Genomic DNA, 18,569 nt, shown 5'->3' on the forward strand with positions numbered 1-18,569 from the left:
AGCAATGACCATGAAAAAGCCCGGCTGATCAGACCGGGCTTTTTGGGGATTGCGGTGACGCGATTTGTTTATGCGGCGCGGCTTTCGATCAGGCGATCCGAGCCACCTTCGGCAACGCGTTTCTCGATCAGACGGTCCGAGCCACCTTCGGCAACACGTTTCTCGATCAGACGATCCGAGCCACCTTCAGCTACACGTTTTTCGATCAAACGATCCGAGCCACCTTCGGCCACCCGTTTTTCGATCAAACGATCCGAACCACCTTCAGCAACACGACTTTCAATCAGACGATCCGAGCCGCCTTCAGCCACAACCGGGTGAGTCGAGGTAGAGGCATAAGCGTTAACTGCAAAAACCGAGAAAGCGATGCTGAGGATGGTTTGGCGTTTCATGATCGTGTGCTCCGGGGGTGTTGTTGGTTGGTGTGGAGCAGATGTTACGCCGCGGATTTTTTAAGAGAACTTCATTGACGTGATGGTGACCATCGACGGCATTGATAGGGCAAGCTGCCTACCTTTGGTAAGCGTGATGTTGGGGGGGCAGCCTTCACAACCGGCATGTGACCGCGCATTGATTACATTGCGTATCAACTGTAATGCGCGACAACGCCATTCTCATTGTCGCCAGTGACAAATACAGTAAGCCGCACGCGACTCGCCACGATTTTGCCCACCGGATGTACTCGGCGGCATAGGCGACGATCTCAATGTGTTTACTGCGTAAATAAGGTGCCTTTCATGATTCGGAGCATTATGAACACTGCGGGTCTGGCCGCACTTCTTGTCGCCAGCGCAGCACTGCCGTTCGCCCAAGCCCAACCATTGCCACTCGATAAAGTCGGTGCTTTGCACAATGAAGACGTGGAGTGGCGCAGCTTTCCAGCGTTCCCGAAGGAAGTGAAGCTGGCTGTATTGGCCGGCGACCCGAGTAAGCCAGCACCCTATGTGGTGAGAGTCAAAGTGCCGAATGGCACAAAATTAATGCCCCATACCCATCCTGAGGATCGTATCTACACCGTCATGTCTGGTGTTTTCTACATTGGCTTCGGCACCGTTTTCGATCCGGCCAAGCTGGTGGCTTATGGGCCAGGCAGCGTAGTGATACTTCCGGCCAATACGCCACACTTTCACTGGGCTAAATCAGGCGAGTACATCTCACAGGTTTACGGAACGGGTCCGCTAGGCCTTGAGTATGTTGATAGCCAGGATGATCCTCGTAAGGCTGCAAAGTAGCTTCACTTGAAATAGCCTCTATCCGGATCGTTCGGGTAGGTCTTTGACACCCTGGTGAAGCAGTCTTGCAAGCAACCACTTTTGGCCAATGGGTGGCTGTCGCAAAGGGCCGTAATCCACAACCCAAAGCAGCCATTCGCGGAGTGCGGATTACGACCCAAAGCTGCCTGTCACGACAGGCAGCAATCGGCCAGCAGCAGCCGGTGGACGGAGCGATAGCTAATGAGTAGCTATGCTTGGTCTACTGCCGGAACTGATTGAGCAGATTGGGCTTTCCATCCATGGTGTATATACCCCTTCAGCGGACACTCGACTGTCACAATGCCCGGTCTAGTCAGGGCTAGACGACAGAACAAGGAATGTTCTCCACCAAGCCCGCGAAGGTGTTATCACCCCACTTGGGGTCAATTCAGAGTCAGGCCCAAAGAGGAGTTCGCCATGACCGTAGTCGATCGCCTCAGGTATTTGCGCGTCGTTCTGGTTTTGGCTGGCCTCGCGTGCCTTGCTCTCTACCCCCTTATGTTGTTCTAGCCGTCCGGCTGGGTCTGGCACGTCGGTCACTCGGACTACCCGATGATGATCGTTGGCCTCTACGCCACACTTGGCGTGTTCTTGATTCTGGCCGCACGTGATCCATTAGCCAATCTGAGCCTGATCTGGTTCACCGTGTGGTCTAGCGCCGTACACGGAGGAATCATGACCGTCCAGGCGGTCACCCAGCCGGAGCAAATGGGGCACTTGGCAGGTGACGTGCCGGCGCTCTTCATCGTGGCGGTTGCCTTGGCCATCTTGACGCCGCGCTCACAATTGGCCGCTCGGCCCCGGACACACAATGGGGCCTGAGAGCAGGTTTGACTGTCAGGATCGGGACGAAAATCGCGTTTCTACGCTATCTAAAAAGATGTCGGACATTTCCTCGATTTCTGGAAAGCTTTCACGCGTTTAATGGCGCCTGTTTAAAGACATCCGAAGTTACTTCCCAAAGGCTACAAGACCTTGCGCCGTTACCTACGGCTAAGCCAGAATCCGCCGGCTTGTGCGTCGATGGCTTGGGTTTTATCGTTTCCCTGTCGCTGAAAAACAGCGATCGGGTTTGGTAGCCCGTCCTTCACATGTCGCATAACGTCACCTTTTACAGATGCTTTTTCGGCATTCGTTTTTATGGTGGCCATGCGCAGGGCGCCCTCGGGCGCGCCGGATTTTCCATGTGGGCCGGTCTACCAACCTTCGTATGGTCACCACCCTTCGTTTGGTAGCGAGGGTGATGGCTCCGATAATCCCATATGGAGTTTCATCTATGTTCAAGGTAACGCCCAATCCACCCGACGCCGACTCACCCGAAACCGACACCGAAACCGAAACCGATCCGGCCTCTCCCTACTCATCCCTCGATTCCAAAAAACTCCATGCCGCCGCCGAGCGTGCCCTCGATTTCTACCTCAACCCGGCGGCACTCATGAACGACATCCCACGCAAACCCAGCACCATTTACATGATTGCCCCGGATGTCGACCATGAAACCTTGCTGGTGCAAACCTGCGAGAACCTGGCGTCGGCCAGTGTCATGGCCAGCAACGTGGCGGCGTTGTTAGAGGGCACCCACCGCAGCACCGTGCTGGCGCTGCAACAGGTCATCATGCTGGGGGAGTTGGCGGTGAATCGAATGCTCGATAACTTCGTTCCGCCCAAGTAAGCACTCGCGCTGAAGCCGAACTCACCCGGTCAGGCGTTTGCATTGCCCGACCGGGTGAACGAATACCGATCGATATCGGTCCGGAGCGTCCAGCCCTGACGCTGCCAATAGCGGGCCGCCGCCTCATTGGTCTTGAACACATCGAGATGGCATTTAAGGATGCCAAGTGACTCCAGACTCGACAGACAACGCTCCACCAACTCACTCGCGATGCCCTGACGCCGAAACACCGGTTCAACGATCAGGTGCTGCAAGTAACCTCGACGCCCGTCGTGGCCCGACATGATGCAACCGCACACCGCGCCGCCGACTTCAGCCACGAAGCTCAACCCGGGGTTTCGTTGCAGATAACGGGCGGTGGATTCACGCGAGTCTGCGTCACGCAACGAGACGCCTGGCGTGCGCCGCATCAGTTCGATAACCGTCTCGTAATCGCCCAGGGTCATGACACGAATGTTGAACATTGAGGGCGCCTGAAGGTGGGAGTTATCTGGCGCAGAAGCCTACCAGATGCGATTCCGGCGGGCAGAATTGTATCGATCTGTATGTTCGCCGGTGATCTTACACAGCGATACACAACGACCGGTTCCAGACACATACGCACGACATGAGGGTGCAAAAGTGCGCCACGTCGCAAGGACTTCCCTGAACCCGCGACCTGAACTCACAAGCCCTCAACCCTCAGCAGGAACTTGCCATGATCAATCAAATCGACACCGTGCTGTACACCGGCAAAACCCACACCACCGGCGGCCGTGATGGTCAGTCCAAAAGTTCGGATGCACGCCTGGCCATCAAGCTGTCCCCGCCCGGTTCTTCGGGCAGCGGCACCAATCCGGAACAGTTGCTGGCGGCCGGTTGGTCGGCGTGTTTCATCGGTGCCATGGGTAAGGCGGCGGTGGCGTTGAAAGTGACCCTGCCGAGCGATGTCGCGGTGGATACCGAAATCGACTTGGGCAAAACCGAGAATGCGTTTTTCCTCCAGGCACGCCTCAATGTCAGCCTGCCGGGCCTGGATCCAGCCGTTGCTCGGGCCGTCGTGGATGCCGCTCATCAAACCTGCCCGTACTCCAAAGCGACCCGTGGCAACATCGATGTCGAGATCAATCTGGCTTGATCCGGCCCGCTGGAACAGCCTGCCTTGCGGGGTGGGCTGTGCCGATAGCAGTTTTCCGTCCTGCGGTGTTTTTCACAGGACGAAATCGGTCTAAAAACGGCGCTGTACACAGCGCATGCTTTGCTATTCTCAAGGTGTAGGTGAAGACGCAGACTGATGCGCAAGCGGATAGCAAGGAGACGTGGGGCACGTCCCGAAGGGTACACGGTTAGAAAGGTCTCCGCGCTGAGACCCAGCCCTTACGCCGTGTGAAGCAGAAGCACATTACACTTTTCTGTCAGAGTCCTGATAAACCTTGTAAGCCAGAAACCAGCACTGGCCACCTACTCGAAATCCGAAGCCCGCCTTGTGCGGGCTTTTTCGTTGTTCGTTCATTGCCCTCCTCCACGTGCCTCCCGGATGAATTCACAAAGAAGCAGAAAGTAGTCGCGAGGCTGCGCAATAATCGGGTCAAATCGATGAACACTGAGGAGTGAGTTTTATGACCACGCAATCCGAAACCGCAATTCTGGCCGGCGGCTGCTTCTGGGGCATGCAGGATTTGATCAGGCGAATGCCCGGCGTGCTGTCTACCCGGGTCGGTTACTCGGGCGGCGATGTGCCCAACGCCACTTACCGCAATCATGGCACCCATGCGGAAGCCATCGAGATCGAGTTCAATCCGGCGGTGATCAGCTATCGCCAGATCCTCGAGTTTTTCTTCCAGATTCATGACCCTTCCACGGCCAATCGTCAGGGTAACGACATCGGCCTCAGCTACCGTTCGGCGATCTTCTATCGCAACGAAGATCAACGCGATATCGCCGAGGACACCGTGGCCGATGTCGATGCCTCTGGCCTGTGGCCTGGCAAGGCCGTGACCGAAATCGCCCCCGCCGGCCCGTTCTGGCAGGCCGAGCCGGAGCATCAGGATTACCTCGAAAAAGTGCCCAATGGCTACACCTGCCATTTCATTCGGCCGAACTGGAGACTGCCGAAACGCGCACTCTGAAGCAGTGACTTGGGTCCCGATAACGGGACCCAACGTTCATCAGGTATTGGTCTTCAACTTGGTCCACAACCGGGTACTCAGCCGTGCGATGGCCGCCGGCAGTTCCTCTACGGTGAACAGTTTATCCAGCACACTTTTCGGCGGGTAAATCGCTGCGTCCTCTTTCACCGCCGGTACGACGTAGGCATCGGCAGCACTGTTAGGGTTGGCGTAATGGATGCTGTTGCTGATGTTGGCAATGACTTGCGGCGTCAGCAGGTAGTTCATGTAGGCGTAGCCGTTCTTCTCGTGGGGCGCGCTCTTGGGCATGACCACCATGTCGAACCACAGCGTCGAACCTTCGTCCGGAATCGAATACGCGATGTCGATGCCATTGTTGGCTTCCTTGGCACTGGCGGCGGCTTGCACAATGTCGCCGTTGAACCCGATCACCGCGCAGACATTGCCGTTAGCCAGGTCGCTGATGTACTTGGAGGCATGGAAGTACTGCACGTAGGGCCTGATTTTGAATAATGCCTGTTCGGCTTTTTTGTAGTCCGCCGGTTCGTGACTGTGCGGTGGCAGGCCCAGGTAATTAAGGGTGATTGGCAGAACTTGCGTCGGGTTATCGATAATCGCCACCCCGCACGTACTCAACTTTTTGATGTTGTCTTCATCAAAAAACATTTTCCAGGAATGGGTGATGTCGGTGTTGCCGAAGATCGCTTTGATCTTCTCGACGTTGTAGCCAATGCCCGCCGTGCCCCACATATACGGATAGCCATACTGGTTGCCGGGGTCGTTGACCTCAAGCTTCTTCATTAACGCAGGGTCAAGGTTTTTCCAGTTCGGCAACTGGCTCTTGTCCAGTTTCTGGATTGCCCCGGCCTTGATCAGTCGAGACAGGAAATGGTTCGACGGGCTGACCACGTCATAACCGGTGTTGCCGGTCATCAACTTGGATTCCAGCACTTCGTTACTGTCGTGAATGTCGTAAGTGGCCTTGATCCCGGTGGCCTTGGTGAAGTTGACCAGGGTGTCGTCGGCGATGTAGCCGTTCCAGTTGGAAATATTGACCTGGTCGTCGGCAAACGTGGCCACCGAAAACGTCGTGAGCAAGGCCATCAGGGAAAGCGTTTTAACGCGCATGTTCAATCACCTTTTTGTTCTTTTGTGATAAGCGGAGGTCTAGATTTCTGTCTTTGCCCGGATGGCCTCTACGCGCATCCGCAGCATGGCACCGATGTCGAGCAAGGGTTTGGGCGGCAGCCAGCCGGGCTGTGCCCTTCGCATCACTGAATCGAGCATTGGCGAGTCAACGCCCGACGCCAGTTCGGCGAGCAACCGCCCCCACAACGTGCCGCGCGCCACGCCGGAACCGTTGCAACCGGCCACGGCAAATACGCCCTCTTCCACCTGCGAAAAAAACGGCTGTCCGGAGCGCGAGGCGCTCAGGTGACCGGTCCAGGTGTAGTGGATGTCTTGCTCGCCCAGCCAGGGGAAACGCCGTTGCAGGCCGAGCACATGGTGTTGGCGGCGGATCGACAGCTCGCTGGCGGATAAATCCCGCGAGCGGTATTCCGCGGTGTTGCGGATCATCACGCGCCGATCCGGGGTCAGCCGCACCGTGGCGCCCAGCGGTCGGGTGGACAAAACGCCCCACGGTTCGACGCTGCCCATGTCGCGAAACTCGGCGTCGGTCAGCGGCCGTGTGAGGCTGGCGCTGAGCTCCATGGCAAAGGTGCCGCTGTCCTGAATGCCCGCGCGGGGCACGAAGGCGTTGAGGCACACCAGCACCTGTTTCGCTTCGATGCTGCCCTCGATTCCGTTGGCGCGCAGGCGGCCTTTGCCCAGGCGTTCAAGGCGGGTGATGTCGGTATTTTCGTAAACAGTGACCGACTGGGGCAGCGCATCGAGCAAGCCCTTCACGTACTTCGCCGGTTGCAGCAGCGCGTTGCCTTTGCCACACCAGATCGCCGCGCGGTAATGCCCGGTGCCGAGTTTTTGCACCAGCTGCTCACCTTCCAGAAACTGCGCAGAAGCACCCAGTACCCGCAGCGTTGTGAGCTTTTCCTCGACATGGGTCAATTTACGCGGATCACTGACAGCGAAGAAATAGCCGGAATCCTTGAAGTCGCACTCAATGCCGTGACGGGCAATCATCTCGCGCACTTCAGCGCTGGCAGCGCGTGAAATCGTCGTGTCCACTTCAAATTCGGTGAACCCGGCGCTGCCGAGCAACTCTTCGTTGCCCGGATGTTCGTGAGCCACTACAAATCCGGAATTGCGTGCCGAAGCGCCTTGCGCGGCGCGCTGGCGGTCGACCACCACGATGCGCGCCTGCGGGTGCAAGTGTGCGAGGGCATGGGCGGCGCTCAGGCCGGTAATGCCAGCGCCGATTATCAGCCAGTCAGCTTTTTGCGCACCGCTCAGACGATCACGCACCGGCGCGTTTTGAACCTGCGCGATCCAGCCACATTCATTTTTCATGCATCACCTGCCTGGAGTGTCGTTCCCGGCCTGCGCATGCAGTAATCGCATAGGCGATGATTGATGGCAGCCGTCAGGGCTAGAATCTATTCGGTCTTCGGTGATACAACCAACGTTATAAAATCATTGAGCCATTCTGAAAACGCATGGATAAAATCCGCCACGTCCCCAATCTCCAGGCCATGCAGGCGCTGGTTGAAGTCGCCGAGGCCGGCAGCTTTACGCAAGCGGCGCACACACTGTGCCTGACCCAAAGCGCCGTCAGCCGGCAGATCCAGCAATTGGAAAGTCACTTTGGTGTGGCGCTGTTTGTGCGCAGCAGTCGCCGCCTGCAAATGACGCCGGAGGGTGAGCTGGTGCTGGCCAGCGCGCGCACTATTCTCGAGCAACTGAAAACCCTTGAAGATCGGCTGTCCCCACAAAAACGCACCTTCCGCATTCGCATGCATGTGTCGCTGGCGGTTCGTTGGTTGCTGCCGAAACTGAGCGATTTTTATCGCCATCACCCGGATGTTTCCCTGTCGATCGAGACGGTGGCCACCGAGATTGTCGAGCCGGCCAGCGACAGTGACGCGTACATTCTCTATCTACCCGAACCGTCCAGCGATCCGACGTGCCTGACCCTGTTCGAGGAATCGCTGATTCCGGTGTGCGCTCCCGGTCTTGGCAGTCCGAGCCGGCCACTGAACTCGGTGGAGGATCTGAGCGGGTTTGCGTTGCTGCATCGTTCGGCGGACAAGCAAGCGTGGATCGACTGGCTGGCGGCCAATGGCGGCCAGTCGCTGGAACACTACCGGCACATCCCCTTCAACCTCGACGAGTTGGCGCTGGACGCCGCCGCACGCGGACTTGGGGTGGCGATGACGGACCTGACCCTCGCCGAGGAATCGATCGAGCGCGGGGTGCTCGTTGTCCCGTTCGGCCATCCATTGAAGACCCGGGGATGTTATTCGCTGTGCCTGCAACCTTCGGCCGCGTCGCACCCGGCGTGCGCGCTGATCATGCAATGGTTTGCCGGGCAGGCTGAGGGAATTGCCAGTCTCAGCGAGACCACCTGACAGATATGGATCCAATGTGGGAGCGGGCTTGCTCGCGAAGGCGGTGGTTCAGTCGACATTACTGTTGAATGACAGTCCGCATTCGCGAGCAAGCCCGCTCCCACATTAGATATTTGCAGTTTCAGAAGTGAGTTGTGTCAGATAGGGGCTCTGAGTTCGCCTTAGGCTGATTGCTGCACCACCCCACGCTCTTCCAGCAACCGCACAAACATGGTCAGGCTCTGCGACACCGTCCCCCGCCGCCACACCAGCCACGTGCGCAAATAGCGGAACGATTCCGACAGCGGCCAGATACTCACCGTCGTGCACCCCGGCATGCTTGCCAGCATGCTGCGCGGCATCAGCGCCAGGCCGGCACCGGCGCTGACGCAGGCCAGCATGCCGTGATAGGACTCCATTTCGAAAATCTTGCCCGGCACCGCCGCGTCCTTGCTGAACCAGCTCTCGAAGTGGTGCCGGTACGAGCAATTGGAGCGGAAGGCATAGATATTTTCGCCGTTCACATCCTGCGCGCGGTGAATCGGCGAATGGTTGAGCGGCGCGATCAGCACCATCTCTTCCTCAAACGCCGGCACGCCTTCCAGCGCTGGGTGCAGCACCGGCCCGTCGACAAACGCAGCAGCCAACCGCCCCGACAACACCCCATCAATCATCGTCCCCGAAGGGCCGGTCGTCAGATCCAGTTCAACCTTGGCGTGTTTCTGGTTGTAGGCCGCCAACAACTCGGGAATCCGCACCGCCGCCGTACTTTCCAGTGAACCCAAGGGAAACGAGCCTTGCGGTTCTTCTCCTGCCACGGTGGCGCGGGCTTCCTGCACGAGGTCGAGGATACGCCGGGCATAGTCGAGAAAACTCCATCCGGCCGGCGACAGGCGCAGGCGGCTTTTCTCGCGGATAAACAGGTCCACGCCCAGGTCCAGTTCCAGCTGCTTGATCCGCGTGGTCAAGTTGGAAGGCACGCGATGGATGTGCTGCGCGGCGACGCTGATGCTGCCGTGCTCGGCAACGGCCTTGAAGATTTCCAGCTGAACCAGATCCAAGTCATTCTCCAAACGTGAACGATATGCTCAGCATTATTCAGTTTCCAGAAAACAAACGCCACCGTAACCTGAGCGCATTCCCACCTAGCAGGACGGTGCCATGACCAGCGTTTCCAGCCTTACCCACGCCCTTTCGATCAACCCGACCACCGGCGAGCAGATCGGCCACTACCCATTTGAGTCCGAGTCGGCACTGCAAGCCGCCCTGTCGCGGGCCGCAGGCGGCTTTCGTGTCTGGCGCAAAACCGCTGTCGAGCAACGCTCGCAGTTGTTGATCGCCCTCGCCCAGGCCCTGCGCAACAGCACCGACAAAATGGCCACCATGATCACCCTGGAAATGGGCAAGCCGATCTCCCAGGCCCTTGGCGAAATCGAAAAGTGCGCGCAACTCTGCGAGTGGTACGCCGAACACGGCCCGGCCATGCTCAACGCCGAATCAACGCTGGTTGAAGGTGGCAAGGCGCGCATCGAATACCGCCCGCTCGGGCCGATTCTTGCGGTGATGCCGTGGAACTTCCCGATCTGGCAAGTGCTGCGCGGCGCCGTTCCAGCGCTGATCGCCGGCAACACCTACGTGCTCAAACACGCTCCCAACGTCATGGGCAGCGCTTACCTGCTGCTGGAAGCTTTCAAGAACGCCGATTTCCCTGAAGGTGTTTTCGAAGTGCTGAACGTCACGCCGGACGGCGTATCCAAGGCGATTGCCGACCCGCGCATCGCCGCAGTGACCCTCACCGGCAGCGTGCGCGCCGGCATGGCCATCGGCGCTCAGGCCGGTGCGGCATTGAAGAAATGCGTGCTGGAACTCGGCGGTTCCGATCCGTTTATCGTGCTCAACGATGCCGACCTCGATGAAGCGGTCAAAGCCGCCGTCATCGGCCGCTATCAGAACACCGGGCAAGTCTGCGCGGCGGCCAAGCGCTTGATCGTCGAACAAGGCATCGTCGAGGAATTTACACGCAAATTCGTCGAAGCCACGGGCAAACTGGTGGTCGGTGACCCACTGGCCGCCGACACTTACCTCGGCCCGATGGCGCGGTTTGATCTGCGAGATGAACTGGATCAACAAGTGCGCGACACCCTGGAAGAAGGCGCAACCTTGTTGATGGGCGGCAAGAAGGCGCAAGGCCCGGGCAACTTCTACGAGCCGACCGTGTTCGCCAATGTCACCGACCAGATGACCTCGTTCAAACAGGAACTGTTTGGTCCGGTGGCGTCGATCATCACTGCACGCGACGCCGCCCATGCGCTGGAACTGGCGAATGACAGCGAGTTCGGCCTGGCTGCGACCGTCTTCACGGCCAATGTCGCGCTCGCCCAGCAGATGGCCGGCGAACTGCAAACCGGTGGCGTGTTCATCAATGGCTACAGCGCTTCCGACCCCCGCGTAACCTTCGGCGGCGTGAAGAAAAGCGGGTTTGGCCGCGAGTTGTCGCACTTCGGCGTGCGCGAGTTCTGCAATGCCCAGACCGTGTGGCTGGACCGCCGCTAAGCGAAAAACGCAGCCTGGGCGTCGATGGCACCCAGGCTGCGGTTTTACTCGCGGGCGGCGACTATGCTGTTGTTGGTCACTTCCCGGGAGGCGCTGGAGATGTCCCTGACGCTTTATTACCATCCGTTGTCGTCGTACTGCCACAAAGTACTGATCGCGCTCTATGAGCACGCGGTCGACTTCGACAAAAGGATCATTGATCTGGGCAACGCGGCTGAGAAGGCCGAGTTGCAGGCACTCTGGCCGATCGGCAAATTCCCGGTCATTCATGATCACACCGGCCAGTGCGACGTGGCGGAGTCGACGATCATCATTGAATACCTGGATCACTATTTTGCCGGGCAAAACCGGCTGATTCCGGGCAATTGGGACACAGCGTTGGAGGTCCGCCTGTGGGACCGGGTCTGCGACAACTACCTTCAGACGCCGTTGCAACAGATTGTCCTGGATCGCATCCTCGGCGCGAACGGCAATCTGACCCAACAGCGCTCCACGCTACAGACCGTGTACGGCATGCTTGACCGCCAGTTGGCGAACAATTCCTGGCTGGCCAGCGCGGAGTTCAGCCTGGCCGATTGTTCAGCGGCCCCGGCGCTTTTCTATGCCAGTACGCTTGAGCGGATGCCTGATGAACACGTTCACTTGAACGCCTATTTCGAGCGGCTGATGAACCGGCCGTCCGTTCAGCGGGTGATCGACGAGGCCAGGCCTTACTTCTCGCTCTACCCGTTTGAGCAAGACATCCCGCAACGGTTTTACCCGCGGCCCTAACGCACGATGTCGATCAATTGCTCGCGCTGCGCCCCCGTGAGCATCGGTCCGAAACCGGCGCCGGCGTTGTCTGCCATGTAGCGCGGATTGCCGGTGCCGGGGATCACGCAGGTCACCGCCGAATGGGACAGCAAGAACTTCAACGCCAGTTGCGCCCAACTGGTAACCCCCACTTGCGCGGCCCACCCGGGCAGTGGCTTGCCCTTCAAGCGTTCGAGCAAACCGCCGCCACCGAAGGGCCGGTTGCAGATCACCGCCACCCCGCGTTCGCGACACAGCGGCAGGATGCGTTTCTCGACACCTCTATCATCCAGCGCATAGTTGATCTGCAAAAAATCCAGGGCTTCGGCCTTGAGCACCGCTTCCACTTCCTCGTAGGCCGTCGGCGTGTAATGGGTGATGCCGATGTAGCGAATCCGCCCTTGCTCCTTCCATTCGCGCAACGTCGGCAAATGGGTTTGCCAGTCCAGCAGGTTGTGGATCTGCATGAGGTCGATGCGGTCGGTTTGCAGCAGGCTGAAGGACTGTTCCATCTGCGCAATCCCTTCATCGCGGCCACGGGTCCACACCTTGGTGGCGAGAAAGGCCGGCGAGCGCGGCTCATGGATCGACAGCAATTCACCGGTGGTCTGTTCGGCGCGACCATACATCGGCGAGCTGTCGATGACGGTGCCGCCCTTCTTGAACAAGGCGCTAAGCACCTCCGGCAGTTGTTTGTAGGCGGGGCTGGAGGGCTCGACATCAAAACCGCGATACGTGCCCAACCCGACGATGGGCAATGGCTCGTTGCTGGAGGGAATGGCGCGGGTCAGCATGGTCTTGCCTCCTGTTTCCGTCGACGGCGCCGAGGTTGCAAAAGCCCGATCGAAGGTGAATACCGCCGAAACACCGGCAGCCAGCGTGAGAAATCGTCGACGCGTGTATTCGTCAGTGTGGCTCATCGTATTGCCCGTGTGGCCCAACCCGGCGTGCCCCGCTACCGTTGAACTAAACTCTGGCACCGATCCTGTGTTAGCGGACCTCGATCCCAGAGCCGTCAATGTCGCCCCCTAAAGTTAGTCGAATGTTCAGAACCCTGGCGCTTATCGTTGTCATCCTTGCTGCGTTGTACCTGGCGCTGTGTGCGGCATTGTTCGTGTTTCAGCGCGCGTTGATCTATTACCCGCAACCCAGCGCCCTCGCCACACCCGCGTCGCTGCTGACGCTGAACGTCGAAGATGCGCAAGTACAGGTGTCGGTCAGGCCTCATGACGGCCCGAACGCCTTGATCTATTTCGGTGGCAATGCCGAGGATGTGTCTCGCAGCCTGTCCGGGTTTTCGCAGGCGTTCCCCGAGTATGCGCTGTACTTGATGCACTATCGCGGGTTCGGCGGCAGTAGCGGCTCGCCGTCGGAAGAGGCGATTGCCCGTGATGCGCTGACCTTGTTCGACAAGGTCTACAGCATCCATCCGAACGTTGCCGTGGTCGGACGCAGCCTCGGCTCGGGCGTCGCCGTGCGCCTGGCCAGCCAACGCCCGGCCGCGCGGCTGATCCTGATCACGCCCTACAACAGCCTGGAAAGCCTCGCCCGGCAGCAGTTCCGCTGGTTTCCGGTGAAGTGGCTGTTACAGGACCGCTTCGAATCCTGGCGGTACGCCGCGCACATCACGGTGCCGACGTTGCTGATCGTCGCGAGCCACGACGAGGTCATCCCGCGTTCCAGCACGCAGCAGCTCTACACCCATTTCGCCCCCGGTGTGGCGACGTTGAAGGCGATCCCGGGCACCGGCCATAACTCCATTTCCGACAGCCCGGAATACCTCAAATTGATACGTGATGGATTATGAGCGCGCGCGTATTCATAGACAGCATCGATCACGCGGTCATCGAGAGTGATTGGACTCGCTGCCCGCAAGCTCTTAGCCTGCCCGCGACGCGAAACAGCTGAAGGCACAACTCCATGATCGTCAGACCCAAACCGAATTTCATCAACATCCTCAGCGCCATCAAGGGCTCCATCGCCAAACGGATTGCCTTGCGCAGCCTGATGGTGACCCTGCTGGCGGCGGTCATCGTGCTGGTCGAGACCTTGCACCCGAGCTACTTTTCCAAAGTCAGCGCGACGCCGTTCACGCTGCTCGGTTTGTCGCTCTCGATCTTCATGAGTTTTCGCAACAACGCCTGTTATGACCGCTGGTATGAAGGCCGCAAAGCCTGGGGCGACGTGATCGTGGCGATTCGTTCGATGATTCGCGAAACCGTGATCATCAAGGACGCCGACACGCGCAACATTCTGCTGAGCCATTTGTGCGGGTTCGCCCATGCGCTCAACGCCAAACTGCGCCAGGAAAACGAACTGGCGGCGAGTGGCCGCTGGCTCGACCCGATCCCCAAGGACAACGTGCCGGACTTCAGCGGACGCATTTTGCTGCAGGCCGGCCAGCAGTGCTCGGCGCTCAGCGAGTCGGGGGTGATCAACGAATGGCGCTACACGATCATGGCCAATCATCTGGCGCACCTGACCCAGGCGCAGGCCGCCTGCGAACGGATCAAACACACGCCGCTGCCATTTGCCTACACCTTGCTATTGCACCGCACCAGCTACCTGTTCTGCTTCCTGCTGCCCTTCGCCATGGCCGAACCTTTGGGTTGGCTAACCCCGATTTTCACGGCGATTGTCAGCTACACCTTTTTTGGCCTGGACGCGATTGGCGATGAACTGGAGGACCCGTTTGGCCGCGACGAAAACGACCTGCCCCTCGATGCGATAGTGCGCACCATCGAGCGGGAAATCCTCACCGCGATGGGCGAAACACAACTTCCACCGGCGCTGGAACCGGTGGACTTTGTGCTGAAATGATTTCACACCTGATAAAAGCCTCGATACCACGCCACAAAGTGCGCCACGCCGGTTTCAACGGTGACTTGCGGGCGGAAGTCGACCCAGTCCGCCAACGCCGACACATCGGCCCAGGTCTTGATCACATCACCCGCTTGCATCGGCAGGTTGTTGCGCTGGGCTTTGATCCCCAATGCCGACTCCAGGCACTCGATAAAATCCAGCAACGCGACCGGCTGGCCTCGGCCGATGTTGAAGAGGCGGTTGACGCCCCCGCTCTCGTGGGTCGCCAGTGGCGGCTTTGTTCGTAAGCGGGCGATGCCTTCGACGATGTCGTCGATGTAGGTGAAGTCGCGCGCCATCTGACCATGGTTGAACACCTCGATCGGCTGGCCCTTGAGGATCGCTTCGGTGAACTTGAACAGCGCCATGTCGGGACGCCCCCAGGGCCCGTAGACGGTGAAAAAGCGCAGGCCGCTAGCCTTCAGGCCGTACAGATGGCAGTAGCTGTCGGCGAGCAATTCGTTGGCGCGCTTGCTTGCGGCGTATAGCGAGACCGGATGGTCCACTGGATCATCGACGCTGAACGGTAGCTTGTTGTTGGCACCGTACACCGAGCTGCTCGACGCGTAGATCAGGTGCGCCGGCGGATGGTGTCGACAGGCTTCCAGCACATTCAGGAAACCCACCAGGTTGGATTGCGCATAGGCGTCCGGATTGTCCAGCGAATAACGAACGCCCGCTTGCGCCGCCAGATGCACCACTTCGGTGAAGTGCTGCTCGTTGAACAACGCCATCAACGCAGGTTTGTCGACAATGTCCATCTTCTGAAAACGGAAGCCCTGCAACATACTCAATTGCTTGAGTCGGGCCTGTTTGAGTTCAACGCTGTAATAGTCATTGAGATTGTCGACACCTATCACTTCAAGGCCTTGCAGGCACAACCGTTTAACCGTGTGATACCCGATGAACCCTGCGGCGCCAGTCACAAGAACAGTCATAGTGCCTTGCTCCGCTGTCTGCACAAGAAAGTGATAGTTATAGCTTTGCAATTGCATTGGGTCTAGATCTGGCGCTAACTACTAATACTCCCCACAGTTGGGGTTTTATATTCAAATGGCGTGACTATCAGTACCAGCAAAAGTTTAATTTTCCCGACGAAAGAAAAATACCCCCTGAAAACAATAACTTGAGCAGTAGCAAAATCACTAATGGATAAAAGGCGTGCTTTTTGACGAGGAACGTTTGACAGCTCGCTTAGAGTGGTCGATAACTACACCGGCCTATTGAAACAGTTATGCGATCGCAGACTCCCTGTTTAGCGACTGTTCCTTAGTCTCCTACCGAATTGTTTTTTATGTGGGTCCCTTGTGCAGACCGTGCGGTAGCTTTGCCCAAAGCAACGATCACTTCGGCTTATGCCGATTGCACTGCACGGTATAGCGTCACGTCATTGTCTTGTGCCCTTTCGTGAGGCGTTTTGTGATTCATTATTGATACACAACTGCGTAACTCTATAAAAAAAACATATCTGCTCGAATAACATTTCATAGGCCTCAATAGAGCCACTGCCTGCCTAAACTTCTCAATTCACAGAGTTTACCAGCATGCCAGCATTAAGCTCCGAGCGGTCTAATTGGTACCTTCTGCAATGCAAACCACGTCAGGATGAACGTGCCCACCTCAACCTGCTTCAGCAGAACTATGTGATTTTCCACCCCCAGCTGGTGACTGAACGCGTGATACGCGGCAAACGCCACAGGGTGCTGGAATCGCTGTTCCCCGGGTATCTGTTTATCCACCTCAGCCGTAACGACAATTGGGCGCCCCTACGTTCCACCCGCGGCGTCAGTCGTATTGTCGAATTCAATCATGGTCCTGCGACGGTGGCAGAGCACGTCATCGAGCATCTGCGCGCACGCTGTTTTGAATCGGCGGATGCGCACGTCGACCACGATCTGAAACCCGGCGAACACTTGCAAATCCTTCGAGGGCCACTGTCGACACTGGAAGGTATCTTCGTGTCCTCGCTGGGCGATGAACGCGTGATGATCCTGCTACAGTTCCTTAACCGCGATCAAACTATTTGCGTTCCGTTAAGTGATCTCGGACGCCAGAGCATGCCCATACTAATCAATAACTAATTGTTTTCCTTATATGCTTTCCTCAGGAGCTAGGATATGGCCTTGAAGTCACGCTGCCCTGTTGCACTGCTTATGGCCTCTCTTTACCCAGGGATGGCATGGAGTATCAATCCACAAAACATTGATGTTTACGGTTTTAACTTCACACCCACTTTCTTGATGTCAGAAAGTTACGACGACAACTTTCGCGAACTGGAAAAAAATACGCAGTCTTCCATGATCACCCGGTTGGCGCCCTCCTTCGAGCTCAAGGCTGAAGACCGCAATAGCGCCACCCGCTTGATCTGGCAGCCTTCTCAGAACATTTACCATGATGAGTCGGATGCCTCGTATACGGCACAACGGGTGCGAGCTGACAGCATCATGGAGTTCACTGACCGGCACCGTCTGAAGCTTGAAGCCGAATACCGCAAATGGGAGCGCACGGAATCGACGGCAGTCCCAGACGAGAATGACAAACTCAACAATAAACGCGTGGGCGGCCTGTACACCTACGGCGCCAAGAGTGCTGATAACCAGATCGATGTCGGCGCCAACTACGCAGAACTTCGCTACACCAATGCCGACGGTGTCAACGAGGACAAAGAACGTAATACCACCGGCGTGACCACCACCTGGTATCACCGCATCGGCAGCAATACCCGTGGTTTGCTGGAATACGACCACACCAACTTCGATTACCTGGAATCAAACAGCCCGCGCAGCAGTAAATCCGATGCAATTCTGGGCGGCGCCACATGGGACTTCACCGCCCGCACCTCGGGCAAAGTGCGCATTGGTTACGAGAAAAAGAACTTCGACAGTAGCGAATCCAAAGACCTCGACAACCCCACCTGGCAAGTGGATCTGCAATACAAGCCGCGCACTTACTCGACGTTTACCTTCGTCGCCCGCCAGGCGCTCGCCGAAGGTGACGATGGCGCCGACGCGGTGAAGTCGACCTTCACCCAGGTCGGTTGGCGCCATGGCTGGACCGAACGCATCACCTCCATCGCCCAGGCCGGTTACGGTACTTATGTCTACGAAGGCGAAAGCCGCACGGACAAGGTGCAGGACTACAACCTGGCCATGGTGTACGCCATGCGTCGCTGGCTGGATATAGAACTCGGCTATCGCTACCGGGATGACAACTCGGATGCCGACAACGAAAGCTACACCCGCAACATTGTTTCGATCAGCTTCAACGTAAGCCTTTAGGAGGGTTGGCCATGAACTCACACACTCTTGGCTTGTTGTTCGCATTGGCATTTGTCCCCAACACGTACGCTGCAGACCCCGGCACCCAGTACAAACTGGCGGCGGGCGATGTGTTGCGCATCACCGTGTTCGGCGAGCCGGAACTGAGCATAAAAAGGGTCCGCCTCAACGACGCCGGAACGTTTTCCTACCCGTTCCTGGGTGAAATTTCCGCCAGGGGCCTCACCCCCAACCAGGTCGAAAAGATCATCGTCGATGGCCTCAAACAGGGCTACCTGACCGATCCGAAAGTCAGCCTGAGCCAGATCGAATACCGCGCGTTCTACATCAACGGCGAGGTCACCAAGCCCGGCAGTTACCCGTTCGTGCCCGGCCTGACGCTTGAGAAAGCCATTGCCTTGGGCGGTGGCCTCACCGAGCGCGCCTCGATCAAACGCGTGACGATCGTGCGCGGTGACAGCGGCCAGACCCTCACCGATGAAGTGACGCGCAGCACCACGATTGCCCCCGGCGACACCATTTCCATTGCACAAGGCTTTTTCTAA

General features: G+C 57.9%; 18 protein-coding genes and 2 pseudogenes. 13 read left to right on the top strand and 7 right to left on the bottom strand.

Annotated features, from left to right (window positions below):
- Nucleotides 1-71: 71 nt before the first annotated feature.
- Nucleotides 72-392, bottom strand: a pseudogene (locus BK660_RS26270) (phage infection protein); the annotation flags it as partial.
- Nucleotides 393-737: 345 nt separating this feature from the next.
- Between BK660_RS26270 and BK660_RS26275 the strand changes: the two are divergent.
- The 3 genes and pseudogenes from BK660_RS26275 to BK660_RS26285 all read left to right on the top strand — a co-directional run bounded on the left by BK660_RS26275 (nucleotide 738) and on the right by BK660_RS26285 (nucleotide 2,925).
- A complete protein-coding gene (locus BK660_RS26275) occupies nucleotides 738-1,232 on the top strand; it encodes a cupin domain-containing protein (RefSeq protein ID WP_123435776.1) in 495 nt (164 codons plus the stop codon).
- A 438-nt stretch (nucleotides 1,233-1,670) separates the two neighbouring features.
- Nucleotides 1,671-2,075, top strand: a pseudogene (locus tag BK660_RS26280) (DUF6632 domain-containing protein).
- Nucleotides 2,076-2,529: 454 nt separating this feature from the next.
- A complete protein-coding gene (locus tag BK660_RS26285; protein ID WP_123435777.1) occupies nucleotides 2,530-2,925 on the top strand; it encodes a DUF6124 family protein in 396 nt (131 codons plus the stop codon).
- Nucleotides 2,926-2,954: 29 nt separating this feature from the next.
- On the opposite strand, the gene BK660_RS26290 is transcribed toward BK660_RS26285, so the two are convergent.
- Complete coding sequence (locus BK660_RS26290) at nucleotides 2,955-3,389, bottom strand: GNAT family N-acetyltransferase (protein ID WP_123435778.1); 435 nt, start codon at nucleotides 3,387-3,389, stop codon at nucleotides 2,955-2,957.
- Between the two features lie 233 nt (nucleotides 3,390-3,622).
- On the opposite strand from BK660_RS26290, the gene BK660_RS26295 reads away from it, so the two are divergent.
- On the top strand, nucleotides 3,623-4,042 hold the full coding sequence (locus BK660_RS26295) for an organic hydroperoxide resistance protein (RefSeq protein WP_123435779.1): 420 nt from the start codon (nucleotides 3,623-3,625) through the stop codon (nucleotides 4,040-4,042).
- Between the two features lie 481 nt (nucleotides 4,043-4,523).
- Entirely contained in the window at nucleotides 4,524-5,033 is a 510-nt protein-coding gene (gene msrA / locus BK660_RS26300) for a peptide-methionine (S)-S-oxide reductase MsrA (RefSeq protein ID WP_123435780.1), read from the top strand.
- Between the two features lie 39 nt (nucleotides 5,034-5,072).
- Here msrA and BK660_RS26305 read toward each other — a convergent pair whose 3' ends face one another.
- Both BK660_RS26305 and BK660_RS26310 read right to left on the bottom strand, forming a co-directional pair.
- Nucleotides 5,073-6,161: a polyamine ABC transporter substrate-binding protein gene (locus tag BK660_RS26305; RefSeq protein WP_123435781.1), complete on the bottom strand. Its 1,089-nt coding sequence runs from the start codon at nucleotides 6,159-6,161 to the stop codon at nucleotides 5,073-5,075.
- Between the two features lie 39 nt (nucleotides 6,162-6,200).
- Nucleotides 6,201-7,502, bottom strand: coding sequence for an NAD(P)/FAD-dependent oxidoreductase (locus BK660_RS26310; RefSeq protein WP_123435782.1), 1,302 nt, complete (start codon nucleotides 7,500-7,502; stop codon nucleotides 6,201-6,203).
- A 146-nt stretch (nucleotides 7,503-7,648) separates the two neighbouring features.
- Here BK660_RS26310 and BK660_RS26315 point away from each other — a divergent pair, with 146 nt between their 5' ends.
- A complete protein-coding gene (locus BK660_RS26315; protein ID WP_123435783.1) occupies nucleotides 7,649-8,560 on the top strand; it encodes a LysR substrate-binding domain-containing protein in 912 nt (303 codons plus the stop codon).
- Nucleotides 8,561-8,721: 161 nt separating this feature from the next.
- Here the strand turns inward: BK660_RS26315 and ptrR are convergent, their stop codons facing one another.
- Complete coding sequence (gene ptrR / locus BK660_RS26320) at nucleotides 8,722-9,600, bottom strand: putrescine utilization regulator PtrR (RefSeq protein ID WP_123435784.1); 879 nt, start codon at nucleotides 9,598-9,600, stop codon at nucleotides 8,722-8,724.
- A 100-nt stretch (nucleotides 9,601-9,700) separates the two neighbouring features.
- Here ptrR and BK660_RS26325 point away from each other — a divergent pair, with 100 nt between their 5' ends.
- Together BK660_RS26325 and BK660_RS26330 are read left to right on the top strand one after the other, a co-directional pair.
- Nucleotides 9,701-11,092 (top strand): aldehyde dehydrogenase family protein, encoded by a 1,392-nt coding sequence (locus tag BK660_RS26325; RefSeq protein WP_123435785.1) that lies wholly within the window; start codon nucleotides 9,701-9,703, stop codon nucleotides 11,090-11,092.
- A 99-nt stretch (nucleotides 11,093-11,191) separates the two neighbouring features.
- Nucleotides 11,192-11,863 (top strand): glutathione S-transferase family protein, encoded by a 672-nt coding sequence (locus BK660_RS26330; RefSeq protein WP_123435862.1) that lies wholly within the window; start codon nucleotides 11,192-11,194, stop codon nucleotides 11,861-11,863.
- On the opposite strand, the gene BK660_RS26335 is transcribed toward BK660_RS26330, so the two are convergent.
- Nucleotides 11,860-12,804 (bottom strand): aldo/keto reductase, encoded by a 945-nt coding sequence (locus BK660_RS26335; protein ID WP_123435786.1) that lies wholly within the window; start codon nucleotides 12,802-12,804, stop codon nucleotides 11,860-11,862. The genes BK660_RS26330 and BK660_RS26335 overlap by 4 nt on opposite strands.
- A gap of 98 nt (nucleotides 12,805-12,902) precedes the next feature.
- Here BK660_RS26335 and BK660_RS26340 point away from each other — a divergent pair, with 98 nt between their 5' ends.
- Together BK660_RS26340 and BK660_RS26345 are read left to right on the top strand one after the other, a co-directional pair.
- Complete coding sequence (locus BK660_RS26340; RefSeq protein WP_123435787.1) at nucleotides 12,903-13,691, top strand: alpha/beta hydrolase; 789 nt, start codon at nucleotides 12,903-12,905, stop codon at nucleotides 13,689-13,691.
- 113 nt (nucleotides 13,692-13,804) lie between these two features.
- Nucleotides 13,805-14,704: a bestrophin family protein gene (locus BK660_RS26345; RefSeq protein WP_123435788.1), complete on the top strand. Its 900-nt coding sequence runs from the start codon at nucleotides 13,805-13,807 to the stop codon at nucleotides 14,702-14,704.
- A gap of 2 nt (nucleotides 14,705-14,706) precedes the next feature.
- On the opposite strand, the gene BK660_RS26350 is transcribed toward BK660_RS26345, so the two are convergent.
- Nucleotides 14,707-15,684 (bottom strand): NAD-dependent epimerase, encoded by a 978-nt coding sequence (locus tag BK660_RS26350; protein WP_123435789.1) that lies wholly within the window; start codon nucleotides 15,682-15,684, stop codon nucleotides 14,707-14,709.
- Nucleotides 15,685-16,290: 606 nt separating this feature from the next.
- Between BK660_RS26350 and rfaH the strand changes: the two genes are divergently transcribed.
- The 3 genes from rfaH (at nucleotide 16,291) to BK660_RS26365 (ending at nucleotide 18,569) form a co-directional block, all read left to right on the top strand.
- A complete protein-coding gene (gene rfaH / locus BK660_RS26355) occupies nucleotides 16,291-16,827 on the top strand; it encodes a transcription/translation regulatory transformer protein RfaH (RefSeq protein ID WP_123435790.1) in 537 nt (178 codons plus the stop codon).
- A gap of 93 nt (nucleotides 16,828-16,920) precedes the next feature.
- Complete coding sequence (locus BK660_RS26360) at nucleotides 16,921-18,024, top strand: outer membrane beta-barrel protein (RefSeq protein WP_259698539.1); 1,104 nt, start codon at nucleotides 16,921-16,923, stop codon at nucleotides 18,022-18,024.
- Between the two features lie 11 nt (nucleotides 18,025-18,035).
- Nucleotides 18,036-18,569 (top strand): polysaccharide biosynthesis/export family protein, encoded by a 534-nt coding sequence (locus BK660_RS26365; protein ID WP_123435792.1) that lies wholly within the window; start codon nucleotides 18,036-18,038, stop codon nucleotides 18,567-18,569.

Source organism: Pseudomonas brassicacearum, from assembly GCF_003732265.1.
Taxonomy (GTDB): Bacteria; Pseudomonadota; Gammaproteobacteria; order Pseudomonadales; family Pseudomonadaceae; genus Aquipseudomonas; species Aquipseudomonas brassicacearum_D.